The organism is Pseudomonas pohangensis (assembly GCF_900105995.1).
In the GTDB taxonomy this organism is placed as follows: Bacteria; Pseudomonadota; Gammaproteobacteria; order Pseudomonadales; family Pseudomonadaceae; genus Aquipseudomonas; species Aquipseudomonas pohangensis.
Map to the genome: position 1 here is coordinate 3720260 of NZ_LT629785.1, position 21220 is coordinate 3741479.

The window sequence follows — 21220 nt, forward strand, 5'->3', positions numbered from 1 at the left end:
AGATGCGCCCTGCCCGGCCTAAATTGCTTGCCGGCAAAGGGCTATAGCCGCCACCGGAACTTCCCTGCAACGCGGCGGCGCTACGCTTGCAGGCGAGTGTGGATGATTCCGCGATGTTACTGCACCTGCTGGTTCTCGGCGGTGGCGCTGATCAGCGGTTGCTGGTTGTAACTCTGCCCCAGCGCCAGATTCAGGTTGACCCAGTTGCTCAGCCGCAAAAAGCGCTGCTCGATGGCACTGGCCTCGCTGCCGAGCTGCTGGGACTGCAGCTGCAGAACCGTGAGCATGTCACTGGCACCTGCCTGGTAGCGCTGCTTGGCGATGGTCACCGATCTTTTCCGTTGTTGCACGGCCTGATCGGTAGCGAGGATGGCGCGATCGTAGAAGTATTCATCAATAAGTCCCGACTCCACTTCATTCAGGGCCCGCAGGACCACGCGACCATAGTTGGCCACGGCCTGCTTCTGGTACTCGTCGGAGATGCGGATATTGGCGCGCAGGGCGCCACCCTCATAGATTGGCAACTGCATGCCCAGCCCCGCCGTACCCAGCCAGGGCTCCAGATTCAGCGCGTCAAGCAGGCCGTCGGTGTAGCGTCCGGCATTGAGGGACAGGGAGAAACCCGGCAGCAGGGCCAGCCGGTCCGCTTCATTCAGGCGGAAGGCGCTGATCACCTGTTGTTCGGCGGCCAGTACATCCGGGCGCCGGGCAATAATGGAAACCGGCGTGTCGGAAGCGATCACCGGCGGCAGATTGGCCAGCATCCGCGTGGTCTGGATATCGCCGGCGGGGTAACGACCGAGCAGCAATTCCAGAGTGCGGCGGGCCTCGGCGTAGTTTTTCTCAGCGGTTTGCACCTGGGTCTCGATGTTATCCAGGTAGGCTTGTGTCTGGCTTACATCAAAGTCGGAGACCTTGCCGGCCCGCATGCGGATCTTTACCAGCTTGAGTATGTCGGCATACAGCACCTGGCTTTCTTCTGCCAGCTGCAACAGCTTATAAGCCTCGACCACGCGGTACCAGCTCTTGACCGTGGTGGCGACCAGTGACTGCCGCGCATAGGCGTAATCCAGTGCGCTGGCCTGATAAGCCGCTTCTGCGGAGGCCTCTTCGGCGCGCAGCCGGCCCCAGATATCCAGCTCCCAGGACACGCCCGCAGAGACCTGGTTGGTGCGGTATTCATTCGACTGGCCGAAGTCCTTGGTCCAGTTCTTGTTGGCACCGACGCCTATTTGCGGCATCAGTTGCGAGCCGACCAGATTGACATTGGCCGCGGCAATGGCGACCTGCGAGGCAGCTACACGCAGATCGGGATTATTCTCCAGGGCGGCCTGTACCACGCTGTTCAATTGCGGATCAGCAAAGGCGTCAAGCCAGCCATTGCCGGCCATTTGCAGGGCCTGCGGGCTGATCCGGGTGGCCTGGGCATTACCCAGCCACTGCGCCGGCATCTGTGGTGTGGCGGGCAGCGCCTGATCGAGGATCACATCGCGTTGCGGTGGTTCGCTGAGGCAGCCGCCCAGCAGCAGTAGCAGAACGCAGACCGCAGGTCGCAGGACGTGCCCGGGCAGGGAGTGCTTGTCGGTCGTCTTCATATATCCAACGGGTACAGCCAGTTCAGCCAGGAATGCGCACGGATGGAGATTTTGCGCAGGTAGGCGAAGTCCTGATGTTCGGTGTAAATGGCGGCGATGCCGCCGGCGCCGATGGTGAATTTCGACTGGTCGGGATCATCGAAGGTGATCTGTACCGCATACTGGCCCTGGGGGGTTTCCGGGGGCTGCGCGGTGTATTCCGGCAAGGTGCCACTGGGCAGGAACTGGCCGCTGCCGTTGACTTTCCAGATGCTCTGGACCCGGGCCGGGAATATCTGGCCGGGATACAGATTCATGGCTACTTCAACGGGCTGGCCGACTTTGACGTACTTGAGGTTTTCCTGGAAATAATTGGCCAGCAGGTAGCGGTTGTCATCGCAGATGAACGAGGCGATGGCACCCATGCGGATAATGCCCGCGACCATGCCGGGACGAACCTGCAGGTTGGCGATGCGGCCGTCTTCGGGTGCATAGATTGTGGTGTTATCGAGATAGAACTGTGCCTGTTCCAGTTCGGCCTGCAACGCGGCTACCTGGGTGTTGACCCCATCGATCTGCGAGTTGTACTCCAGCTCGGCGCGCTCGACCTCGGCCCTGGCCTCCAGCACCGCAGCCTGCTCGACCTTGACCTGTGCCAGTGCCTTCTGTTGCTCCTCGACCGGGCCGGCACCCTGGCTGCTCAGGTCGGTGGTGAGTTTCAGCTGGTAATTGGCCAGTTCAAGCTGGCTTAGTGCCTTGTTGACCTTCTGCTTGCTGATCATCACATCGGCCTGCAGGACTTTTACATTCTGCTTGGCCTGGGCCAGTTGGGCCTGCAACTGCTTGACCTGAAAGACGTAAGGGCGATCATCGAACCTGAACAGCGGCTGGCCCTTTTTCACCGGTGTGTTTTGCTCCACCAGTACTTCGGTGACCATGGTCGGCTGCGACAGTCGCGGCACCAGCTGGATGGTGTGCTGCACCACTACCGCCGAAGTACTGGCGGGAGTCATGAAGCGCATGCCGACCAGAAAGATCAGCAGCAGGTGAGCGCCGAAGAACAGCGAGACCACACCCCAGAGAATGGAAAACTTCAGCCAGCGGAATTTGAAGAACACCAGCCAGACGAGGAAGGCGAAAATGGAGCAGATGAGCAGACCGGCAACCATCAGGCTTTGCCCCCGTGCTCGGGGTCATGCTGGCCGGGTTGCGTCGGTTGTTCAGCAGCTGCTGGTGTTGCCGATGCCGATGCCGATGCCTCTGCCGGAGGCTGGGGGCTATCCGGCTCTTCACCCTTGAGCCTGGCGATTTCTATATCGATGGCCTTGCGCTCTTCGGCCGGGAAGCGGCGGATATCAATGATATCGGTCGGTTTGAAGGCCCAGATGAAGGCCTGGATCCATGGCACCACAGCGAGGAAGCCGGCCCAGCCCATGATATTCACGGCCTCGGCGTCGGGGTGCTTGCGCGCGATGGCGATTTTGCCCGGCAGCCCCGCAAGTAGCACCAGGGCGGCAACCAGCCCCAGACCGATGATGAACAGGGAAAGAAAGGTGATGTAGTCCCATAGATCGATTTCAAAGCCTAACATCGGTTTGTCCTTGTTTTCAGGTTGTGCTTGCAAGTTGCCGGCATGCCCGTATTGCGCAAACGGCCGATTGTTCGGCCTGACGTGTTGATTTCACCACGAATCCACCGGATGTGGCGATTCTGCTTTGCCGTGGACCTTGTTGGCAGTCCGCAGGTCAGCCGCTAAATACCCTGTATGGACGAAAGACTAGCCGGATAGAATGGTGGCTTCCATGCTTCCCCGGCGGGCGCTCCGCCAAAAAATTGACCTGAAGCATGAAAATTGTAACAAATACAAAATAATTTGATGGAAGTTGCTATTTTCAGCTTCGATGTCTCCTGTTTTACCCGGCAAATGCCGGTCAGGCAGGTGATCGACAGGCAGGAATAACCGACTGCCCGGGCCTTGTCCCCCTGCAATGCAGGGCTTCGCCAGCCGGTGCCATTTGTTCTACGGAGCTGCCTTGTAGCGGGCAGGTCAGGGTAAAAACTCACGCGGAGATCCAACGCAATGATCAGACAAAAGTGGCGGCGCAGCGGGACAGGTTTGAGCCTGGCTCTGGCCGCCTTGCTGGCACACCTGAGCCCGATGGCGAGTGCCGACCAGATCGAGGGTACCCTTGGCGCGACAGATGCCAAGCGGGTGCTTTCCGGTAAACAACTGCCGCCCCCGGCAATCCCCTTCGGTGGTGTGATCAAGGACGACGCGCTGAACTCCACGCCGTGGTGGCCGCCGACCGTAGTGCCGCCCAAGGGTGCGCCGAACGTCCTGCTGATCATGACCGATGATGCCGGTTTTGCCGTGCCGAGCACTTTCGGTGGCGTGATCCCGACACCGACCATGGACCGCATCGCGGCCAATGGCCTGCGCTACAACCGCATGTTCTCCACCTCGCTGTGCTCGCCGACGCGTGCGGCGATGATCACCGGGCGCAACCATCACTCGGTCGGCTTCGGCGTGATTGCCGAGCAGGCCACCGGCTACCCTGGCTACGACAGCGTGATTGGCACAGATAACGCCACCATCGGCCGTATTCTGCGCGACAACGGTTATGCCACCAGCTGGTTCGGCAAGGACCACAACACGCCAACCTATCAGGCCAGCCAGGCCGGGCCGTTCACCCAGTGGCCTACCGGTATGGGTTTTGACTACTTCTACGGTTTCGTTGGCGGCGATGCCAATCAGTGGGGGCCGAACCTGTTCCGCAATACGACGCAGATCTACCCGTGGATCGGCCACGAAGGCACGCTGAAGATGGATCGCTCGGATCCCAAGGCGAAAGTCTGGCCGGTCACCGGCAAGGAACCGTCCTGGAACCTGATCACCGCCATGGCCGATGACGCGCTGGACTGGATGTACCGCATTCACCAGAGCGATCCGGACCAGCCGATCTTCATCAACTACGTACCGGGCAGTTCCCACGCACCGCACCACCCGACCAAGGAGTGGGTGGACAAGATTCACGCCATGCACCTGTTTGACGACGGTTACCAGAAACTGCGCGAGCGCATTTTTGCCAACCAGAAAAAGCTCGGCGTGATTCCCCAGGACGAGGAGCTGACCCCCTGGCCGGACGACGTGCTGACACCATGGGACAAGCTCTCGCCCGAAGCGCAGAAGCTGTTTATCCGTCAGGTTGAAGTGTTCGCCGCCTACGTGGCCTACAACGACCACGAGATCGGCCGGGTGATCCAGGGCTTCGAGGATCTGGGCAAGCTCGACAATACGCTGATCATCTACCAGAACGGTGACAACGGCACCAGCGCCGAGGGCGGACCGGATGGCACCTTCAGCGAAGTGGCCTTCTTCAACGGCGTGCAAGTGCCGATTGACGTGCAGATGAAGTATTACGATGCCTGGGGCACCGAGTTTACCTATAACCACATGTCCGCCGGCTGGTCGTGGGCGTTTGATACACCGTTCGACTGGTTCAAGCAGAACGCTTCGCGCCTCGGCGGCATCAACCAGAACATGGTCATCCAGTGGCCGGCACGCATCAAGGACAAGGGCGCGCTGCGCGAGCAGTTCATGCACGTGATTGACGTGGTGCCGACCATCCTTGAAGCCACCGGCATCAAGGCGCCCGAGGTGGTCGACGGCATCAAGCAGAAGCCGATCGAGGGCACCAGCTTCCTCTACACCTTCGATGCCAAGAACGCCAAGGAGCCTTCGCGGCACAAGACCCAGTACTTCGAGATGATGGGCCAGTGGGCGCTGTATCACGAAGGCTGGCTGCTCAGCACCAAGGTTGACCGTGCACCATGGGACGCTTTTGGTGCCGCCAATACCGATCCGCTGAACAACCAGGTGTTCCAGCTGTATGACCTGAGCAAGAACTTCAACCAGTCCGAGGATATCGCCGCCCAGCATCCGGACAAGGTCAAGCAGATGCGCGCGATGTTCCTCGAGGAAGCCAAGAAGTATCAGGTATTGCCGCTCGATGCATCGGTCGGCGCCAGGGTGGCCTCGCCACGCCCGAGCCTCACCGCCGGCCACAGCGAACTGACCTACACGCGGCCGATGACCGGCCTGCCGCAGGGTGATGCGCCCTATCTGCTGAACACCTCCTACACCGTCACGGCGGATATCACCGTGCCGGAAGAAGGCAATGCTGAAGGCATGATCGTGACTTCCGGTGGGCGCTTCGCCGGCTGGGGTTTCTATCTGCTCAAGGGCAAGCCGGTGTTCACCTGGAATCTGCTCAATCTCGAGTGGGTCAAGTGGCAAGGTCAGGAAGCACTTGCGCCCGGTCGTCATGTGCTGGAGTTCGACTTCAAGTATGACGGTCTGGGTGTCGGCACCATGGCCTACAACAACTTCAGCGGTATCGGCCGCTCGGGTACCGGTACGCTGAAGGTGGATGGCAAGGTTGTAGAAACCCGCAAGATGGAGAAGACCCTGCCGATCATCCTGCAGTGGGATGAGAGTTTCGACATCGGTCAGGACACCATCACCGGTATCAACGATGCCGATTACCTGCCACCGTTCCCGCTGACTGCCAAGTTCAACAAGCTGACGATCAAGATCGACCGTCCGCAGTTGAGCAAGGCCGACATCGAGAAGATGGAAAAGGCGCTGAAAGCTGTCGAGGCTGGCAGAGAGTAAGCACATGCGGTAAACAGAGCGGGGCGCATTGCGCCCCGCTTGCATTTTGCCCTGCAACTTATTCGCTCAAGGATTTCCCCATGTTTGTGAACCAACCGAAATACGCCCTCGGCCTGCTGCTGGCCCTGCTCGCCCCGGTGGCGCTGGCCGGCTTCGATGAGGCGGCCGCCGCCTTTGCTGCGGCTGACTACGCCAAGGCCCGGGAAGAGCTCAAGCCCCTGCTGGAAAAACATGACCCGCGCGCCGAATACGCCATGGGTGTGCTCTACGAAAACGGCTTTGGCGTGGCCAGGGACCCGCAGCAGGCGGTTGTCTGGTACAGCAAGGCGGCCGAACAGGGCAACAGCGATGCGCAGTTCAACCTTGGTGCAATGAATGAGCATGGCCTGGGTATTCCGGTGAACTACGTCGAGGCGGCGCGCTTGTATCGTCCGGCGGCTGAAGCCGGTGATATCGATGCGCTGAGCAATCTCGGTGTGCTTTACGAGAACGGTCAGGGTGTGAAGCAGGACAAGGTGCTGGCCATGGCCCTGTATAACGTTTCGGTGGCCTACGCCGATGGCCGCAAGACCCAGGCAGCACAGAATCGCCAGAATCTGGCCAACAAGATTCCGCTGGCGGATTTGCAGAAATCCCAGACGCTCACCGAACAACTGCTCAAGCCGGATAATCTGAAGCCGGCACTGGCCGCTTATCTGCAGCAGGCCGAGGCAGCGAGCCAGCCGTAGCGTGGCTGGCCTGACTTGATTGCGGTCAAGGGCCGGCGCAGCCCGACTGGGCAGAGTAATAACCTTTCTATCCCTTGCGGTAAGCCCCATGCAAATCACTGAAAAACGTCAGGCCATGAAAATCCCGCCACTGCTGCGGCTGGCCTTCCGGCCGTTCTTTCTGTTCGGCAGCCTGCTGGCGTTACTGGCGATCCCGTTCTGGGTGCATGCCTTTCTCGGTGCGGCGGGACCCTGGCAACCGGTCGGTGGCTGGCTGGCCTGGCACCGGCATGAGCTGGTATTCGGTTTTGCCGGGGCGATCATCGTCGGTTTTCTGCTGACTGCAGTGCAAACCTGGACCGGCCGGCCAAGCATCTCCGGCAAGCCGCTGGCGGGGTTGCTGCTGGTCTGGCTGGCGGCCCGCGCCAGCTGGCTGCTGGCTGCGCCGTTGTGGCTGCTGATTCCGTTGAACCTGCTGTTCCTGCTGCTGGCGGCACTGATGATGGGGCGTCTGTTGTGGGCGGTGCGGCAGAAGAACAACTATCCGACGGTGGCGATTCTGTTGCTGTTGCTGCTTGCCGAGGCTCAGTGCCTGGCCGGGCTGGCCCTCGAGGATCATGACTGGCAGCGCCGCGCGGTGCTGGCGGCGGTATGGCTGGTGGCAGCCATGATGACGCTGATCGGCGGGCGCGTGATCCCGTTCTTCATCCAGCGCGGGTTGGGCCGGCCAGCGGCGGTAAAACCGGTTCTCTGGCTGGATCGCGCACTGTTGCTGGGTGCCGCGCTGATCGCCGTGCTGCATGCCGCGGGGCTGGCGGGCCTGGCGAATCTGCCGGTGGCATTGCTGTTCCTGCTGCTGGGCATCGGGCATGCGGTGCGCATGGGCCGCTGGTTTGATCGCGGCCTGTTCGGCGTGCCGCTGCTGTGGTCGCTGTATCTGGCCTACGCCTGGCTGGTGCTGGCCTGCCTGGGCATGGCGTTGTGGCACGCCGGCTGGCTGGCCAATTACAGCCAGCCGCTGCATGCGCTGACGGTAGGCAGCATGGCCGGGCTGATTCTGGCCATGCTGGCACGGGTCACCCTCGGCCATACCGGGCGCCCGCTGGTACTGCCGGCGGGGGTACGCTGGGCCTTCGTGCTGCTCAACGCCGGTGCCGTGGCGCGGGTGTTTCTGGTCGAATTCTGGCTGCAGGGCGGGCTGTGGCTGGCCATGATCTGCTGGTCGCTGGCATTTGCCATATACCTCTGGCGTTACGCACCGATGCTCTGCCGCACCCGCGCCGATGGACATCCGGGCTAGCGCATTGTTCCGGCGTTGACTGCAATCAAGGCAAGCCCCGCGCAAGCCTCTAGAGTGCCTCGGGAATTCCGCTCTCGAGGCTCTCTTCATGCAACTGGTGTGTCCCGCGGGCAGTCTGCCCGCACTCAAGGCGGCGCTGCGGCAGGGCGCCGATGCGGTGTATGTCGGTTTTCGCGATGACACCAATGCCCGCCACTTCGCCGGCCTGAATTTCGATGACAAGCAGCTGGAAAGCGGTTTGGCGCTGATGCGGCAGAACGGCCGCCAGCTGTATATCGCGGTGAACACCTATGCCCAGCCGGCCGGTTGGGCGCGCTGGCAGCGCGCAGTGGATCAGGCCGCCGATCTTGGGGTGGATGCGCTGATCGCTGCCGACCCCGGCGTGCTGGCCTATGCCAGCCGGCGTCATCCGGGCCTGAATCTGCACCTGTCGGTACAGGGCTCGGCGACCAATGCCGCGGCGCTGGCCTTCTATCAGCAGCGTTACGGCATCAAGCGCGCCGTATTGCCGCGGGTGCTGTCGCTGGCCCAGGTCAAACAGGTGGCGGCGCAGAGTCCGGTGCCGGTGGAAGTGTTCGCCTTCGGCAGCCTGTGCATCATGGCCGAGGGCCGTTGCCACCTGTCGTCGTATCTGACCGGCGAGTCGCCGAATCTGTGCGGCGTCTGTTCGCCGGCCAAAGCGGTGCGCTGGCAGGAAGATGAGCAGGGCCTCAGCTCGCGCCTGAACGGCGTGCTGATCGACCGTTACGCCAGGGATGAATCAGCCGGTTATCCAACCCTGTGCAAGGGCCGCTTCCTGGTCAACGGCCAGCGCTTCCATGCGCTGGAAGAACCGACCAGCCTGAATACCCTCGACCTGATCCCGCAGCTGGTGGAGATCGGCGTGGCAGCGGTGAAGATCGAAGGCCGCCAGCGCAGCCCAGCCTATGTCGAGCAGGTCACCCGGGTCTGGCGTGCAGCGCTCGACAGCTACCGGCTGCGGCCCCATGCCTACCGCGTCGAGCCGCAATGGCGTGGCGTGCTGGACGGTCTGTCGGAAGGCAGCCAGACCACCCTGGGTGCCTATCATCGGGCCTGGCAATGAGGAATTGACGATGCAACTGAGTCTGGGACCTATCCTGTTTTTCTGGGAACGCCAGCGCGTGCTGGACTTCTATGCCGAGATGGCCACGCAGCCGCTGGATGCCATCTATCTGGGTGAAACCGTATGCGCCAAGCGCCGCGCCCTGCGTCTGGACGACTGGCTGGGGCTGGCCCGCGAACTGCGCGAAGCGAGTAGTGCCGAAGTGCTGCTGTCCGGTCTGGCGCTGGTCGAGGCGGCTTCCGAGCTGTCCAGCCTGCGCCGCCTGTGTGACAACGGCGAACTGCGGGTGGAAGCCAATGACATGGCCGCGGTGCAGTTTCTGCGCGAGCGCGGCCTGCCGTTTGTCGCTGGTCCGGCGCTGAATATCTACAACGGTTACACGCTGGCGGAAATGCTCGATTGCGGCCTGCAGCGCTGGGTACCGCCGGTGGAGTGTTCCGGCGCGCTGATCCGGGCCTGTCTGAACCAGCTCGACGAGCTGGGCCGGCAGCGGCCCGAAGTCGAGTTGTTCGCCTATGGCCATCTGCCGCTGGCCTACTCGGCGCGCTGCTTTACCGCGCGTGCCGAGAACCGGCCCAAGGATGATTGCGAACTGTGCTGCCAGAGCTATCCGGAAGGCATTCCTTTGCTCAGTCAGGAGGGCGAGGCGCTGTTCACCCTGAACGGCATCCAGACGCTGTCAGCGAATGTCTGCAACCTGCTGGCCGATTACCCGCAACTGGCAGCAGCGGGTGCCGACCTGTTGCGTTTGAGCCCGCGGGTGGCGGGTATGCCGGGGGTTATCGGTGCATTCGACAAGGTGCGTCAGGGCGACTTGCCACCGCTGGCCGTCAGCGGTTGCAACGGCTACTGGCATGGCCGCCCGGGCATGCTCGGGGCGCAGGAGGCGGGCTTATGCTGAGTCGCGCCGCACTCTCGCTGAAACTCACCGAACGCCTGTTGCCGCTGGCCGCGCGGGTACCGCAGAACCTCCAGCGCTGGCCCCTGCAGCAAGCGCTGAATCGCCTGTTTGCCGCCGCGTTGCGCGAGGGCAGCTTTGCTTCGCTGGAGGGCCGCTGGTTACGCCTGCAGGTGCGTGACCTCGACATCGGCTGGTGTCTGAGTGCGACCCCGACGGGTTTGCAGTTGCAGGCCAGCGCGCCAGCGGAAGTCACCATCAGCGGCAACTGGCGCGAGTTTCTGCTGCTGGCCAGCCGTCAGGAGGATCCGGATACGCTGTTCTTCCGCCGTCGTTTGCAGATCGAAGGCGATACCGAACTGGGTCTTGAAGTGAAGAACCTGCTCGACAGTCTGGATCCGGATCACCTGCCCGCACCGCTCTGGTCGGCCTTGCAGCAGATGGGGCAGACCCTGGCGGCACGTCCGCAAGCTGAGGCGGCCGGCTAGGTGGTTGCCGGTCAGGCAGTGGTTTTTGCCGATTTCCGAGCGGGCTGTTGCATGTGCTCGCTGCTGATCAGCTGGCTGAGTTCGGCAAACAGCTGGTCAGCATCCTCGCTGGTGCAATCCTCGCCATAGCGCTTTTTAAGCCCCAGACTGCTCAGCACCAGATGTTCGGTGGCTTTCACCCCGTGCTGGGCCAGACAGCCTTTCACGCACTGCAGCGGACAGCCGTCAATCGCCAGAATCGGTCGCCCGGAACTGGCTTTGTTGACCAGCGAGCTGACGTGCCCGCCAACCCCGGCGATGCAGGACATTTCGGCCAGCCCGGCGCGGTCCAGACGCACGGCCAGGGTGTTGGCCAGTTGCGCCACGTTGGAGCAGCCGGAGCAGGAGTAGACCAGTGGAATCGGCTTTGCAGACATGCCTGTGTCTCCTTGGCGGGTTCTCAGTCGCAATAGCTCGCCAGGCTGCTGCGATCGAGAATCTGGATGGTGCGCTGCTGCATGGCAATCAGTCCGGCATCGATCAGCCGATGCAGGATGCGCGAAAAGGTTTCCGGCTGGATACCCAGTTGCGAGGCAATCAGCCGTTTCGAGACGCTCAGCTGGATATCACCGTTGGCGCTCTGCGGTGCCTGGTCGAGAAAGCGCACGACCCGCCGGCTGGCATTGGCCAGGGTCAGGGTGTCGATTTCGTTGAGGCGCTGATGCAGGCGAATGCTGAAGCTGGCCAGCAGGTCGAGGCAGATTTTCGGCTGGCTTTCCAGCAGGTGCCGGTAATGCACGCCGTCGATACTGACCAGGCTGCTGCTGCGCAGCGCGCTGGCCGTGACGGGATAGAAGCGCGTGCCGCTGAACAGCAGGGCTTCGGCAAAACTCTGGCCGCTGTGGATTACTTCCACCAGCTTTTCCTGGCCTTCGGGTAGCGTGCGGATCAGTTTCATCTGACCGTCCATGACCAGATAGAAGCGCTCGGCCGCATCACCCTGATGGAACAGGCAGTCGCCGGCTTCGAGGCGGCGCAGGTTGGCCAGACCGCAGACTTCCTGAAATGCCGGTTCGGGCAAGCGGTTGAACAGGTGATGCTGGCGCAGGGTGGCAAGAATGGCGGGTTCGCTGAGCATGAGACACCTCCGAGACTCCATCCTATGGCGTCGCCCGGCAAGTCACCATGCCTCTGCCGCAGTACCTCCAAAGAGGTGCTCGGGTACGGGTGAAATTCTCCGGACTGGAGTTTCGGTAAATCTTGCCCGGCAATAATTCAACAGCGGGTTAACTGCGGTTATGCTGCGCCAATTGGTGCAGGCAACCCTTCTGGAGATTTGATGGACATCAAACAGCTGCTCGACAACAACCGTTACTGGTCGGAATCCATGCGTGCGCGGGATCCGGAATTCTTTTCGCGTCTGGCCAATCAGCAGAAGCCGGAATTCCTCTGGGTCGGTTGCTCGGACAGCCGGGTGCCGGCCAACGAAGTGATCGGCCTGATGCCCGGTGAAGTGTTCGTGCACCGCAACGTAGCCAATATGGTGGTCGCCACCGACATGAACTTCCTCTCGGTGCTGCAGTTCGCGGTGGATGTGCTCAAGGTCAAGCAGGTGATTGTCTGTGGTCACTACGGCTGTGGCGGTGTGCGTGCGGCCTTGAGTCACAACGAACTGGGGCTGATCGACAACTGGCTGCGGGCGATCAAGGCGCTGTATCACCAGAGCCGCGAGCAGTTCGAGGGGCTCGATGAAGAGGCACGGGTCGATCTGCTCTGTGAGCTGAATGTGCAGCGCCAGGTGCGCAACGTCTGCCATACCACCATCGTGCAGAACGCCTGGAAGCGGAACCAGCAACTCAGCGTGCACGGCTGGATCTATGGCCTGAAGGACGGCCTGGTGAATGATCTGGGTGTGACGATCAACTCTGCCCAGCAGCTCGACGATACCTTTCTCTATCAGGACTGAAGCCAGGGTCCGGGCCGTGCCGGGTTGCGGCCCGCCAATACATTCAGCCAGCTGCCCGTCGGCTTGGCTGTAACCCGCTGCCGGTGCCCGGTGGCGGGTTAAAACTCCATAAAAGCAATATGTTGGCGGGCGCAGACGTTAGCGTGTGGACGCCTTGCCCGTCTTGCCCCGTGGCGTGGTCGCGCTCAGGCGTTGCAGCAGGGTGCCGATGTTGTTGCCAAACCAGCGACTCAACCGCGTGCGGTCCTGGATCATCGGAATCTGCGGCCAGGTGGCCCGTTCGCCCAGGCGGATGTACTCCAGCAGATCCTCGAAGCTGGGGTTCTGCAGCACCTTGGGAAACAGGCCCAGCTTGAATGGCAGCTGGATGTGCATGTCGCTGCTGGCGTAACGCTGGCTGACCACGCCGTGAGCGGTGGCCAGCAAGCCGCGCATCAAGCCGTTCGGCTGACGCTTGCGCGCAGCATTCAGCACCTGTGACCAGCTGTCGAAGGCAATGCCGCCATACATCCGTGTCAACGCCGAGAAATGGCTGCGGTTATCCCCCGACACCGCCTGGAACGGCACGATATGCGGGTTGGCCTGGGAGGTGATGAAGTGGTTGATGTTCAGCAGTTGCGCGAGCTGGGCAAACGGCAGGTCATTGCCTACCGAACCATCCACCCACAGCTCGCCTTCCATCCATGGCACTACCTGACCCTGCTGGCGCGCCAGCAATTGCACCGGTTTGAAGGCGCCGGGAATGGCGCAGGAAGCGACCGAGGCGTTGTGGATCATGGTGTCCGGGGCCGACAGATAATTCAGCAGGCGTGGGCTCTGCACCGTGTTGTACGGGCATACCGAGATATTCAGGATGCGCCGCGAGTGCTGCATCGACTCGGCAAAGGTCATTTCGGGGGTCAGGGTCTGCAGGAATTTCAGCAGGTGCGGCTGATCCATGATCGTGCGCTGGGCGAGCATTTCCCTGAACGGCAGCACGCGCAAGGCATCGAGAAAAATCGACTGCGGGTTGGCCAGCTGCGCGCGGATTTCGTCATCGTTATGGGTGCAGGCCCAGGCGGCAATGATCGAGCCCATGCTCGAACCGGAAATACTGCGCGGCAGCAGATCCTGTTCGAACAGCGCCTTGACCACGCCCAGATGAAAGATTCCCAGTGCGCCACCGCCCGATAACAGCAGTGCCGGACGGCCGTAGACGCGGCCGACCCGCTTGAGTTCCTCCAGCTTGAACGCATCGTCGGCGCCCTCCACGTCGAGGCTGAGCAGCTGTCCGGCACAGGCCTCGACCTCGTCAAGAAACTCGGTGACGACAAACTTGGTGCCGGCCTTGGCGGTATGGTAGAGCTCCGGGTGGGTGAACTCGCTCTGGTGGCGGAACAGTACTTCCTGCAACTTGGCGCGCAGGCCCCAGGTCTCGCCGGCTTCGCGCATTTCGCGCAGGCGCAGGATGCTTTTCCGGATCTCCGGCACGTGCAGCAGGTCAGTGTGGTCATCGGCGCGCCAGTCGTCGGCGCCGGTGACCCGGTCATGCTCCCCGGCCAGTGCCAGCCATTCGGCATAACTCTGCGCTTCACGCAAATCGGCCTCGATTTTTGACCGCGAGCGGGTGGCGGCGGGCTTGCTGGGCATCAAATGGAACTCCTGCGCTGGGCGGCGGTGTGCAACCGCCGAAAAGGGTCAACTGATCCTAGTCGCTGCCCCGCGCCTTTGCCGGCGCTGAATGGTGCACGGGAGCAGCGGCCGCTGATCCGGGTTCTAGGGTCTTGGCACATGCAGTGCGCGGAAACGCGCGCGGTAGCTGCTGGGTGAGTAGCCGGTTCTGCGTTTGAACAGGCGGATAAACGAGCTGATATCGGCATAGCCCACCGCATTGGTGATGTCTTCGATGCTGGCGCCGGACTGCACCAGCTGGCGCCCGGCCGCGTCGAGGCGGACTTCCTGCAGGTAGTTCAGCGGTGTGACCCCGGTAGCCAGTTTGAAGCGCCGGGCCAGTGAACGGTTCGACAGGCCAAAGCGCTGACTGACGTTCGCCAGGCAAACCGCTTCGCTGTAATGGCACTCCAGCCAGCGCTGGATCTCCAGGATGGTCTGGTCGCTGTGGTGACGCTTGCTCGCCAGGGGCGTGAAGGACAGCTGGGTGGCGCGCTCCAGATCGACCATGAAGTACTTGGCGGTATCCATGGCGGTCTGGTGGTCGCAGAACAGCTCGACCAGATACAGCCCCAGATCAAACCACGAGGTGCCGCCGGCATCACAGAGGATGTTGCCATCGTGGATCAGCAGCTGGTCGGGGCGCAGGTCGACCTGCGGATAGCGTGCGCGAAACAGTTCGACGTTATCCCAGAAAGTGGTCGCCGGTTTGCCGTGCAGCAAACCGGCTTCGGCCAGAAAGAACGAGCCGTTGCTGTTGCTGCCCAGCAGGCTGCCGGCTTGCCCGGCACGCCGCAGCACCTCCACCAGCCACTGGTTGTCGGCCAGGCTCTGTTCGATATCGCCGGCAATAGTCGGCACCAGATAGACATCGCTGGCGGCAATCTCGCTGATCGCACAATGCGCAGTCAGGCTCAGGCGGTTCATCACCTGCACCGGCTGGCCGTCGCGGCTGGCCAGGCGGATCTGGAAATGCCCGCCGCTGCTGGCCGGATGGCGGCGCTGATAGGCGTTGCCGGCAAAGTACAGCAGGTCGTGGATGCCCATGACGGCGGCCGCCAGCGCGTAGTCGAAGAGCAATACGGTGACGCTGACCATACAGCTGGCTCCCTGGCGTGGCGGTCATCGCAACAGTTTGGCTGAAATGACCAATTTTATGTCGTTTTCTACAATTACACAGCGCGGGTGCGGTTGCCAGAATGGCTGTCCCGATCCGCCACGGTTTTCCGGAAGACAGCCAGCATGAGCGACGTCCAGACCCACTACCGAACCTGCAACATCTGCGAAGCCATGTGCGGCATTGAAATCAGACATCGGGGTGAGGAGATTCTCTCGATCAAGCCCGATCCGGCGGATCCTTTCAGTCGCGGCCACATCTGCCCCAAGGCCGTGGCGCTGCAGGATTTCTACCACGACCCGGAGCGCCTGAAAAAACCGCTGCGCAAAATCCCCGGTGGCTGGGAAGAGATCAGCTGGAAGGCGGCGTTTGCCGAGATCGGTGCGCGCATGCGCGGCATCCAGGCCGAGTACGGGCCGCACAGCGTCGGTGCCTACATGGGCAATCCGAATGCGCACAATCTGGGCAACGCCATATTCCTGCCACAGTTTTTCAAGGCGCTGGGCAGCAAGCAGCGCTTCAGTTCGGCATCCGCCGACCAGCTGCCGCACCATGTGGCAGCCAACTACATGTTTGGCGCCGGCATGAGCATTTCGGTGCCGGACATCAATCGTACCGACTACCTGCTGATCATCGGCGGCAACCCGGTGGTGTCCAACGGCAGCATGATGAGCGCTGCGGGCATGCCGGGACGCATCAAGGCGATTCAGCAGCGTGGCGGCAAGGTCGTGGTGATTGATCCGCGGCGTACAGAGACGGCCAAAATCGCCAGTGAGCATCTGTTTATTCGGCCGGAAAAAGATGCGCTGTTACTGCTCGCCATGATCCACACGCTGATCGCCGACGATCGGGTGCAGCTGCGCCATCTGCAAGCCATCACCGACGGCTTCGAGCAGGTCAAAAGCGCCGCTGCAGCATTTTCTCCGGAGGCAGTCGCAGAAGCTGTGGGCATCAGCGCCGGGAAGATTCGCCAGTTGACGCATGAGTTCGCCAGTGCGCCCTCGGCGGTCTGCTACAGCCGCATGGGCGCTTCCACGCAATCGTTCGGTGGCCTGTGCCAGTGGCTGACGCTGGTGCTCAACATCATCAGCGGCAATTTCGACCGGGTCGGCGGGGCGATGTTTCCGCAACCGGCGTTTGACCTGCTGGCCGGCGTCAAGGCCGGTCGTGCCAATTCCTATGGTCGTTACCAGTCGCGCGTGCGCCAGTTGCCGTATTTCAACGGCGAGTTCCCCATCGCCGCGCTGGCGGAGGAAATCCTCACGCCCGGCGCGGAGCAGATCAGGGCGCTGTTCACCATTGCCGGCAATCCGGTGCTGTCGGCGCCCAACGGTGACCGCCTGACAGAAGCCTTTGCCGCACTCGAATTCATGGTCAGCGTGGATATCTACCTGAACGAGACCAGCATACATGCCGACATCATCCTGCCGGCCACAACCGGTCTGGAAATCGCCCATTTCGATGTGTTCTTCAACAGTTTTGCCGTGAGCAATACGGTGAAGTACTCACCGCCGATGTTCGAAAAAGCCGATTATCAGAAGCACGACTGGCAGATTCTCAAGGGACTGATCAGCTGCCTGACCGGCATTGCCGAAGATGGCAGCACGCCGGAACTGCTGCTCGACCAGGGGCTCAGGGCCGGTCGCTACCAGGCGCAGGGAATGAGTCTGCAACTGTTGCTGGACAACCCCCACGGCATCGACCTCGGCCCGTTGCAGCCCTGCGTGGCCGAACGGTTGCGCACGGCGGACGGACGCATCCAGCTGGCCCCGGCAATGTACCTCAACGATTTGCCGCGCCTGCGCGCAGCCCTGCAGGACGATGCCGCCCTGCGCGCCGAATTTCCGTTCCAGATGATCAGCCGGCGGCTGGTGCGCAATCACAACACCTGGACGCACAACGCGTATCGCCTGATCAAGGGCAAGAACCCGGTGACCCTGCAGATGCATTCCGCCGATGCCCAGCGCCTGCAGTTGCACACCGGGCAAACGGTCAGCGTGCGCTCGGCCAGCGGTCAGGTGCAGCTACCGCTGGAAATCGATGACGACATCCTGCCGGGGGTGGTCAGCATTCCCCAGGGTTGGGGGCATAACCAGCAGGATACGGCGATGACTACGGCGGCCAGACAGCCGGGTATCAGCATCAACAGCCTGACCGATGATCGTCGTATCGACCCCTTGACCGGCAATGCCGCGCTTAACGGTACGCCGGTGGTGATTGCTGCGGCCTGATTGCAGGCTGATTTCGGTGCTGGGGCCACCCGGCAACCATTGAAGCGGTGCGCCGCCTAGCTGTGTAAACCCAGTACGTTGTTCAGTGAAAGTGGTGCGCGACTGATGGGCGGATGGTAACCGAGACTGGCGTGCGGCCGGTGCCAATTATATTGATGCAGCCAAGGCATCAGGTGCTGTGCGCGTTGCGCTGAACTTTCGTAGCTACGGGCATAGGCCCACTCGCGCAGACTGGTCTGGATGAAGCGCTCAGCCTTGCCGTTGGTCCTTGGCGTATATGGCTTGGTGCGCAGATGGCGTAACCCCAGCCGCTTGACCAGGCGGCGGAACTTGCGTGAGCCATAGCAGCTGCCGTTGTCGGTCATGATGCGGGTGAAGCGAATACCCAGCGCGCGATAGTAGCGCAGCGCTCGGAGCAAGGCCTGGCAAGCACTGCGCCCCCGCTCATCGGGGTGCAGACTGCTGAAAGCGATGCGGCTGGCATCATCGATGGCGACATGGACGTACTCCCAGCCCGCGCCGTTGGAGTTCTGCTGGCGATCGCCCGTGGCCCTATGGCCTGGTCGCCAGAAACGCCCCAGTTTCTTGATATCCAGATGCAGTAGATCACCGGGGGTCGGATATTCGTAGCGCACTACCGGTGGCGCGGGCTCCAGTTCCGCCAGACGATGAAAGCCGGCTTGTCGCAGGCGGCGTGCAATGGTGCTGACGGCCACGGCCACTTCCCCGGCGATCTGGCGGTAGGTTTTGCGTGCACGGCGTAGCTCAATCGCGCGCTCTATCAGCGTATCGGCGGTTGCATGCGGGCAGTGCCGAGGTCGTGACGAGCGGTCTTGTAGACCGGTCTCGCCTTCCTCGCGAAAGCGCTTGAGCCATTTGTAGGCGGTTCGCACGCTCACCCCGGCAGCCTGAGCGGCTTCCTCGACTCTCAAACCATGTTGAATGCGCTGAACCAAAAGGGCTCGACCGCGGGGAGTAAGACGGGCATGTTTATGCAAGTTCATTCGGGGCTCCTGGAAGGCATGGTGGGTCGCACTTCCAGAATTCCGGGAAAGCCCCGGATGAACAACCTACTGAGAGATCACACCTAGCGCATATGCTCCATGGCCCACACGGCGGCCTCGACGCGCGAGCGCAGGCCGAGTTTGTGCAGCAGGTTTTTCACGTGCACCTTGACCGTGCCTTCGGTGATGCCCAGCTTGTTGCCGATCATCTTGTTGCTGCTGCCGCCGGCAATCATCTTCAGCACCTGGCGCTCACGGTCGGTGAGGTCCAGCTGGCTGGCGCCTGCCGGCGCACGCAGGGCCTGGGCCAGCACGCGGGTCAGGGTCGGGCTGATGACCAGCGAACCCTGCATGGCTTCGCGCAATTGCGCGATGAGCTTCTCCGGCTCCATGTCCTTGAGCAGATAGCCGTCGGCGCCGAAGCGCATGGCGTCGCGCACATCGGCTTCGTCATCGGACACGGTAAACATCAGCACCTTGCCCTTGTAGCCCTGTTCGCGCAGGCGCTTGAGGGTTTCCACCCCGTTCATTTCAGGCATGTTGTTGTCCAGCAGCACCAGTTGCGGCTGCAACTGCGCCACCTGCTGCAGCGCTTCCAGGCCATTGCCGGCCTCGCCGATGACCAGCAGGTCATCTTCCAGATCGAGCAGCTGGCGCAGGCCGCGGCGCATCATCGGATGATCGTCGACCAGCAGCAGGGTGTAGGTCTCGGGGTTGCTCATGCGGGTTCCTTGTCGGATTGCTGGCTGAAGAATACAGGCTGGAAATGCAGCTGGATGCGTGTGCCACCGCCTTCACGGGGGCTGATCAGCAGTTGGCCGTCGAGGCTGCGCGCCCGTTCCTGCATGATGGTCAGGCCATGGTGCTGGCGGGTATCGAAGCCGTCACTGATGCCACAGCCATCGTCCTCGATCAGCAGTTCGATCTTCTCATGGGTCTGCCGCAGGGACACCCAGGCATGGCTGGCCCGGGAGTGTCGGGCGCAGTTGGACAGCGCTTCACGGGCTATCTGCAGCAAGTGGATCTGTTCATTGGCCGAGAGGCTGAACGGTAGCGAGGCGCAGTTGAGTTGCACATGAAAGTTGCCGCGCTGGGCAAATTCCCGCGCGGTTTCCTCCAGCGCCTGCTCCAGGCCGCCATCCTGAATCTGCAGGCGGAAGGTGGTCAGCAGTTCGCGCAGCTGGCGGTAGGCATTGTTCAGCCCTTCGCGGATTTCTTCACTGACCTGTTCCAGCTGTTCGGCGCTGCTGCCACGACGGATCATGGTTTGCAGGCGGCTGACCTGCAGCTTCATGTAGGACAGCGCCTGGGCCAGTGAGTCGTGCAGTTCGCGGGCAATGGTGGTGCGCTCATCCAGCAGCAGCAGGCGATTGTCCTGTTCGCGCTGGCGCTCCAGCGACAAGGCGGTGCCGATCAGGTTGGTCAGCGCGCCGATCAGTTCACTTTCCCAGGCTGCCGGCAGGTGGCCGTCATCGAAACGTGCGCGCAGGTCGCCGAGGTTGAGACCCTGACTACTGATCGGAAAGATCTGCTGGCTGGGCAGATTGTTGCGCTCGCAACTTGCACAGTCATTGCGTGAACAGATTTCCCGCAGGTTGCTACCGTGCATGGCAATCAGCTGCTCCCCCGGCTCCAGCGGGTTGTCATGCAGGCACAGGCTCAATCGCAGGCCGGGCAGGCGCTGCTGGAAGCTGTTGATCAGGTCGTCGAGCTGCTCGACTTTGGCCGGGTTGCCGGCGAAGCGGCTGCTGCTCAGGTACAGCAGTTCCAGCGCGGCATTGCTCTGTGCCAGGTTCTGGGTCTTTTCGCGCACGCGCCGCTCCAGTGTGCGGTGCGATTCCTCGATGGCATCGGCCATGGCGTTGAAGCTGACCGCCATCTGTCCCAGTTCATCCTCGGAAAGGTATTCGATACGCGCATTCAGGTCGCCGGCGCGAAAGCGTTCGGTGGCGCTGACCAGATCCTGCAGCGGGATGATCACGGAGTTCTGCAGCTGATACATGATCACGATGAGAATGAACACCGTGAGCAACAGGGCGGCGCCCTGGATGTTCTGCTGCCAGCCCTGGCGGCGTTCGCTCTGATGCTGCAGCAGGGTGACGAAATTTTCGAGCTGGGCGACGAAGGTTTCTGCCTGCTGCTGGAAGTAGATTTTGTCACCGCGCTCGAGTGCCGGTTGCAGCTGTTCCTGCCAGGTGCCAAGCAGCTGGTTGTAGGCCTGCTGCAGCGGCTCGGCGGGGTTGCCGTTGAGCACCACATGCAGGTCGCTGCTGTGCAGGCGCTCAAGCATGTCGGCCTGTAGTGCGGCGATTTCCTGCGCGCTGGCACCACTTTCCAGCTTCCAGTCCAGCCGGTAGGTGGCCATGCGCAGTGAGCCGGCGGTATTGATCGCGGCAGCGTCGTCCTCGCTGACCCAGGCCAGCAGACCGGCACTGATGGCGCTGGACAGTGCCAGCACGGCAATCAGGATCACCGCGAGGCCGGCGCGGGCGGGTAAAGAGCTTCTCAGCAGCTGCAGCATGGGTGGGCTACCCCTAAAGAGTTGAT

At 62.0% G+C, this 21220-nt stretch carries 18 protein-coding genes; 8 read left to right on the forward strand and 10 right to left on the reverse strand.

The annotated features are described in order from the left end of the window. Nucleotides 1–116 precede the first annotated feature (116 nt). Genes BLT89_RS17300 through BLT89_RS17310 form a run of 3 tightly spaced genes read right to left on the reverse strand, consistent with a single transcriptional unit; the run spans nt 117 to nt 3165 of the window. Nucleotides 117–1595 carry an efflux transporter outer membrane subunit gene (locus BLT89_RS17300; RefSeq protein ID WP_090198392.1) on the reverse strand — a complete coding sequence of 493 codons (1479 nt, stop codon included), beginning with the start codon at nt 1593–1595 and terminating at the stop codon, nt 117–119. After that, nucleotides 1592–2743 carry an HlyD family secretion protein gene (locus tag BLT89_RS17305; RefSeq protein ID WP_090198395.1) on the reverse strand — a complete coding sequence of 384 codons (1152 nt, stop codon included), beginning with the start codon at nt 2741–2743 and terminating at the stop codon, nt 1592–1594. Before BLT89_RS17305 ends, BLT89_RS17300 begins: the two co-directional genes overlap by 4 nt. Then, nucleotides 2743–3165: a DUF3302 domain-containing protein gene (locus tag BLT89_RS17310; protein ID WP_090198398.1), complete on the reverse strand. Its 423-nt coding sequence runs from the start codon at nt 3163–3165 to the stop codon at nt 2743–2745. The genes BLT89_RS17305 and BLT89_RS17310 overlap by 1 nt, the downstream gene beginning before the upstream one ends. A 489-nt stretch (nt 3166–3654) precedes the next feature. Here BLT89_RS17310 and BLT89_RS17315 point away from each other — a divergent pair, with 489 nt between their 5' ends. The 6 genes from BLT89_RS17315 to ubiT all read left to right on the forward strand — a co-directional run bounded on the left by BLT89_RS17315 (nt 3655) and on the right by ubiT (nt 10726). Then, nucleotides 3655–6249, forward strand: coding sequence for an arylsulfatase (locus BLT89_RS17315; RefSeq protein ID WP_090198400.1), 2595 nt, complete (start codon nt 3655–3657; stop codon nt 6247–6249). Nucleotides 6250–6329: 80 nt separating this feature from the next. Continuing rightward, nucleotides 6330–6977, forward strand: coding sequence for a tetratricopeptide repeat protein (locus BLT89_RS17320; protein ID WP_090198403.1), 648 nt, complete (start codon nt 6330–6332; stop codon nt 6975–6977). Nucleotides 6978–7065: 88 nt separating this feature from the next. Further along, nucleotides 7066–8256 (forward strand): NnrS family protein, encoded by a 1191-nt coding sequence (locus tag BLT89_RS17325; protein ID WP_090198406.1) that lies wholly within the window; start codon nt 7066–7068, stop codon nt 8254–8256. Nucleotides 8257–8344: 88 nt separating this feature from the next. Continuing rightward, nucleotides 8345–9340 carry a ubiquinone anaerobic biosynthesis protein UbiU gene (gene ubiU, locus BLT89_RS17330; RefSeq protein WP_090198409.1) on the forward strand — a complete coding sequence of 332 codons (996 nt, stop codon included), beginning with the start codon at nt 8345–8347 and terminating at the stop codon, nt 9338–9340. Between the two features lie 10 nt (nt 9341–9350). Continuing rightward, nucleotides 9351–10241 (forward strand): U32 family peptidase, encoded by an 891-nt coding sequence (locus BLT89_RS17335; RefSeq protein WP_090198412.1) that lies wholly within the window; start codon nt 9351–9353, stop codon nt 10239–10241. Beyond that, nucleotides 10235–10726, forward strand: coding sequence for a ubiquinone anaerobic biosynthesis accessory factor UbiT (gene ubiT / locus BLT89_RS17340; protein WP_090198414.1), 492 nt, complete (start codon nt 10235–10237; stop codon nt 10724–10726). Before BLT89_RS17335 ends, ubiT begins: the two co-directional genes overlap by 7 nt. 11 nt (nt 10727–10737) lie before the next feature. On the opposite strand, the gene BLT89_RS17345 is transcribed toward ubiT, so the two are convergent. Both BLT89_RS17345 and BLT89_RS17350 read right to left on the reverse strand, forming a co-directional pair. Further along, nucleotides 10738–11142, reverse strand: a complete 405-nt coding sequence (locus BLT89_RS17345) for a putative zinc-binding protein (protein WP_090198417.1) — start codon at nt 11140–11142, stop codon at nt 10738–10740. Nucleotides 11143–11165: 23 nt separating this feature from the next. Continuing rightward, the gene (locus BLT89_RS17350) at nt 11166–11843 is read right to left on the reverse strand and encodes a Crp/Fnr family transcriptional regulator (RefSeq protein ID WP_090198420.1); all 678 of its coding nucleotides are present in this window, start codon (nt 11841–11843) and stop codon (nt 11166–11168) included. A gap of 198 nt (nt 11844–12041) precedes the next feature. On the opposite strand from BLT89_RS17350, the gene can reads away from it, so the two are divergent. Continuing rightward, the gene (can, locus tag BLT89_RS17355; RefSeq protein ID WP_197673522.1) at nt 12042–12671 is read left to right on the forward strand and encodes a carbonate dehydratase; all 630 of its coding nucleotides are present in this window, start codon (nt 12042–12044) and stop codon (nt 12669–12671) included. 138 nt (nt 12672–12809) lie between these two features. Here can and BLT89_RS17360 read toward each other — a convergent pair whose 3' ends face one another. Further along, on the reverse strand, nt 12810–14300 hold the full coding sequence (locus BLT89_RS17360; protein ID WP_090198426.1) for a DUF3336 domain-containing protein: 1491 nt from the start codon (nt 14298–14300) through the stop codon (nt 12810–12812). Between the two features lie 126 nt (nt 14301–14426). Next, on the reverse strand, nt 14427–15419 hold the full coding sequence (locus tag BLT89_RS18015; protein WP_090198429.1) for a GlxA family transcriptional regulator: 993 nt from the start codon (nt 15417–15419) through the stop codon (nt 14427–14429). Between the two features lie 144 nt (nt 15420–15563). Here BLT89_RS18015 and BLT89_RS17370 point away from each other — a divergent pair, with 144 nt between their 5' ends. Continuing rightward, on the forward strand, nt 15564–17669 hold the full coding sequence (locus BLT89_RS17370; RefSeq protein ID WP_090198433.1) for a molybdopterin-dependent oxidoreductase: 2106 nt from the start codon (nt 15564–15566) through the stop codon (nt 17667–17669). A gap of 56 nt (nt 17670–17725) precedes the next feature. Here BLT89_RS17370 and BLT89_RS17375 read toward each other — a convergent pair whose 3' ends face one another. From BLT89_RS17375 to BLT89_RS17385, 3 genes are all read right to left on the reverse strand, one after another. Further along, on the reverse strand, nt 17726–18673 hold the full coding sequence (locus BLT89_RS17375; protein WP_090198436.1) for an IS481 family transposase: 948 nt from the start codon (nt 18671–18673) through the stop codon (nt 17726–17728). An 83-nt stretch (nt 18674–18756) separates the two neighbouring features. After that, the gene (gene narL, locus BLT89_RS17380) at nt 18757–19395 is read right to left on the reverse strand and encodes a two-component system response regulator NarL (protein WP_090198439.1); all 639 of its coding nucleotides are present in this window, start codon (nt 19393–19395) and stop codon (nt 18757–18759) included. After that, nucleotides 19392–21194: a histidine kinase gene (locus tag BLT89_RS17385; protein ID WP_090198443.1), complete on the reverse strand. Its 1803-nt coding sequence runs from the start codon at nt 21192–21194 to the stop codon at nt 19392–19394. Before BLT89_RS17385 ends, narL begins: the two co-directional genes overlap by 4 nt. Nucleotides 21195–21220 lie beyond the last annotated feature (26 nt).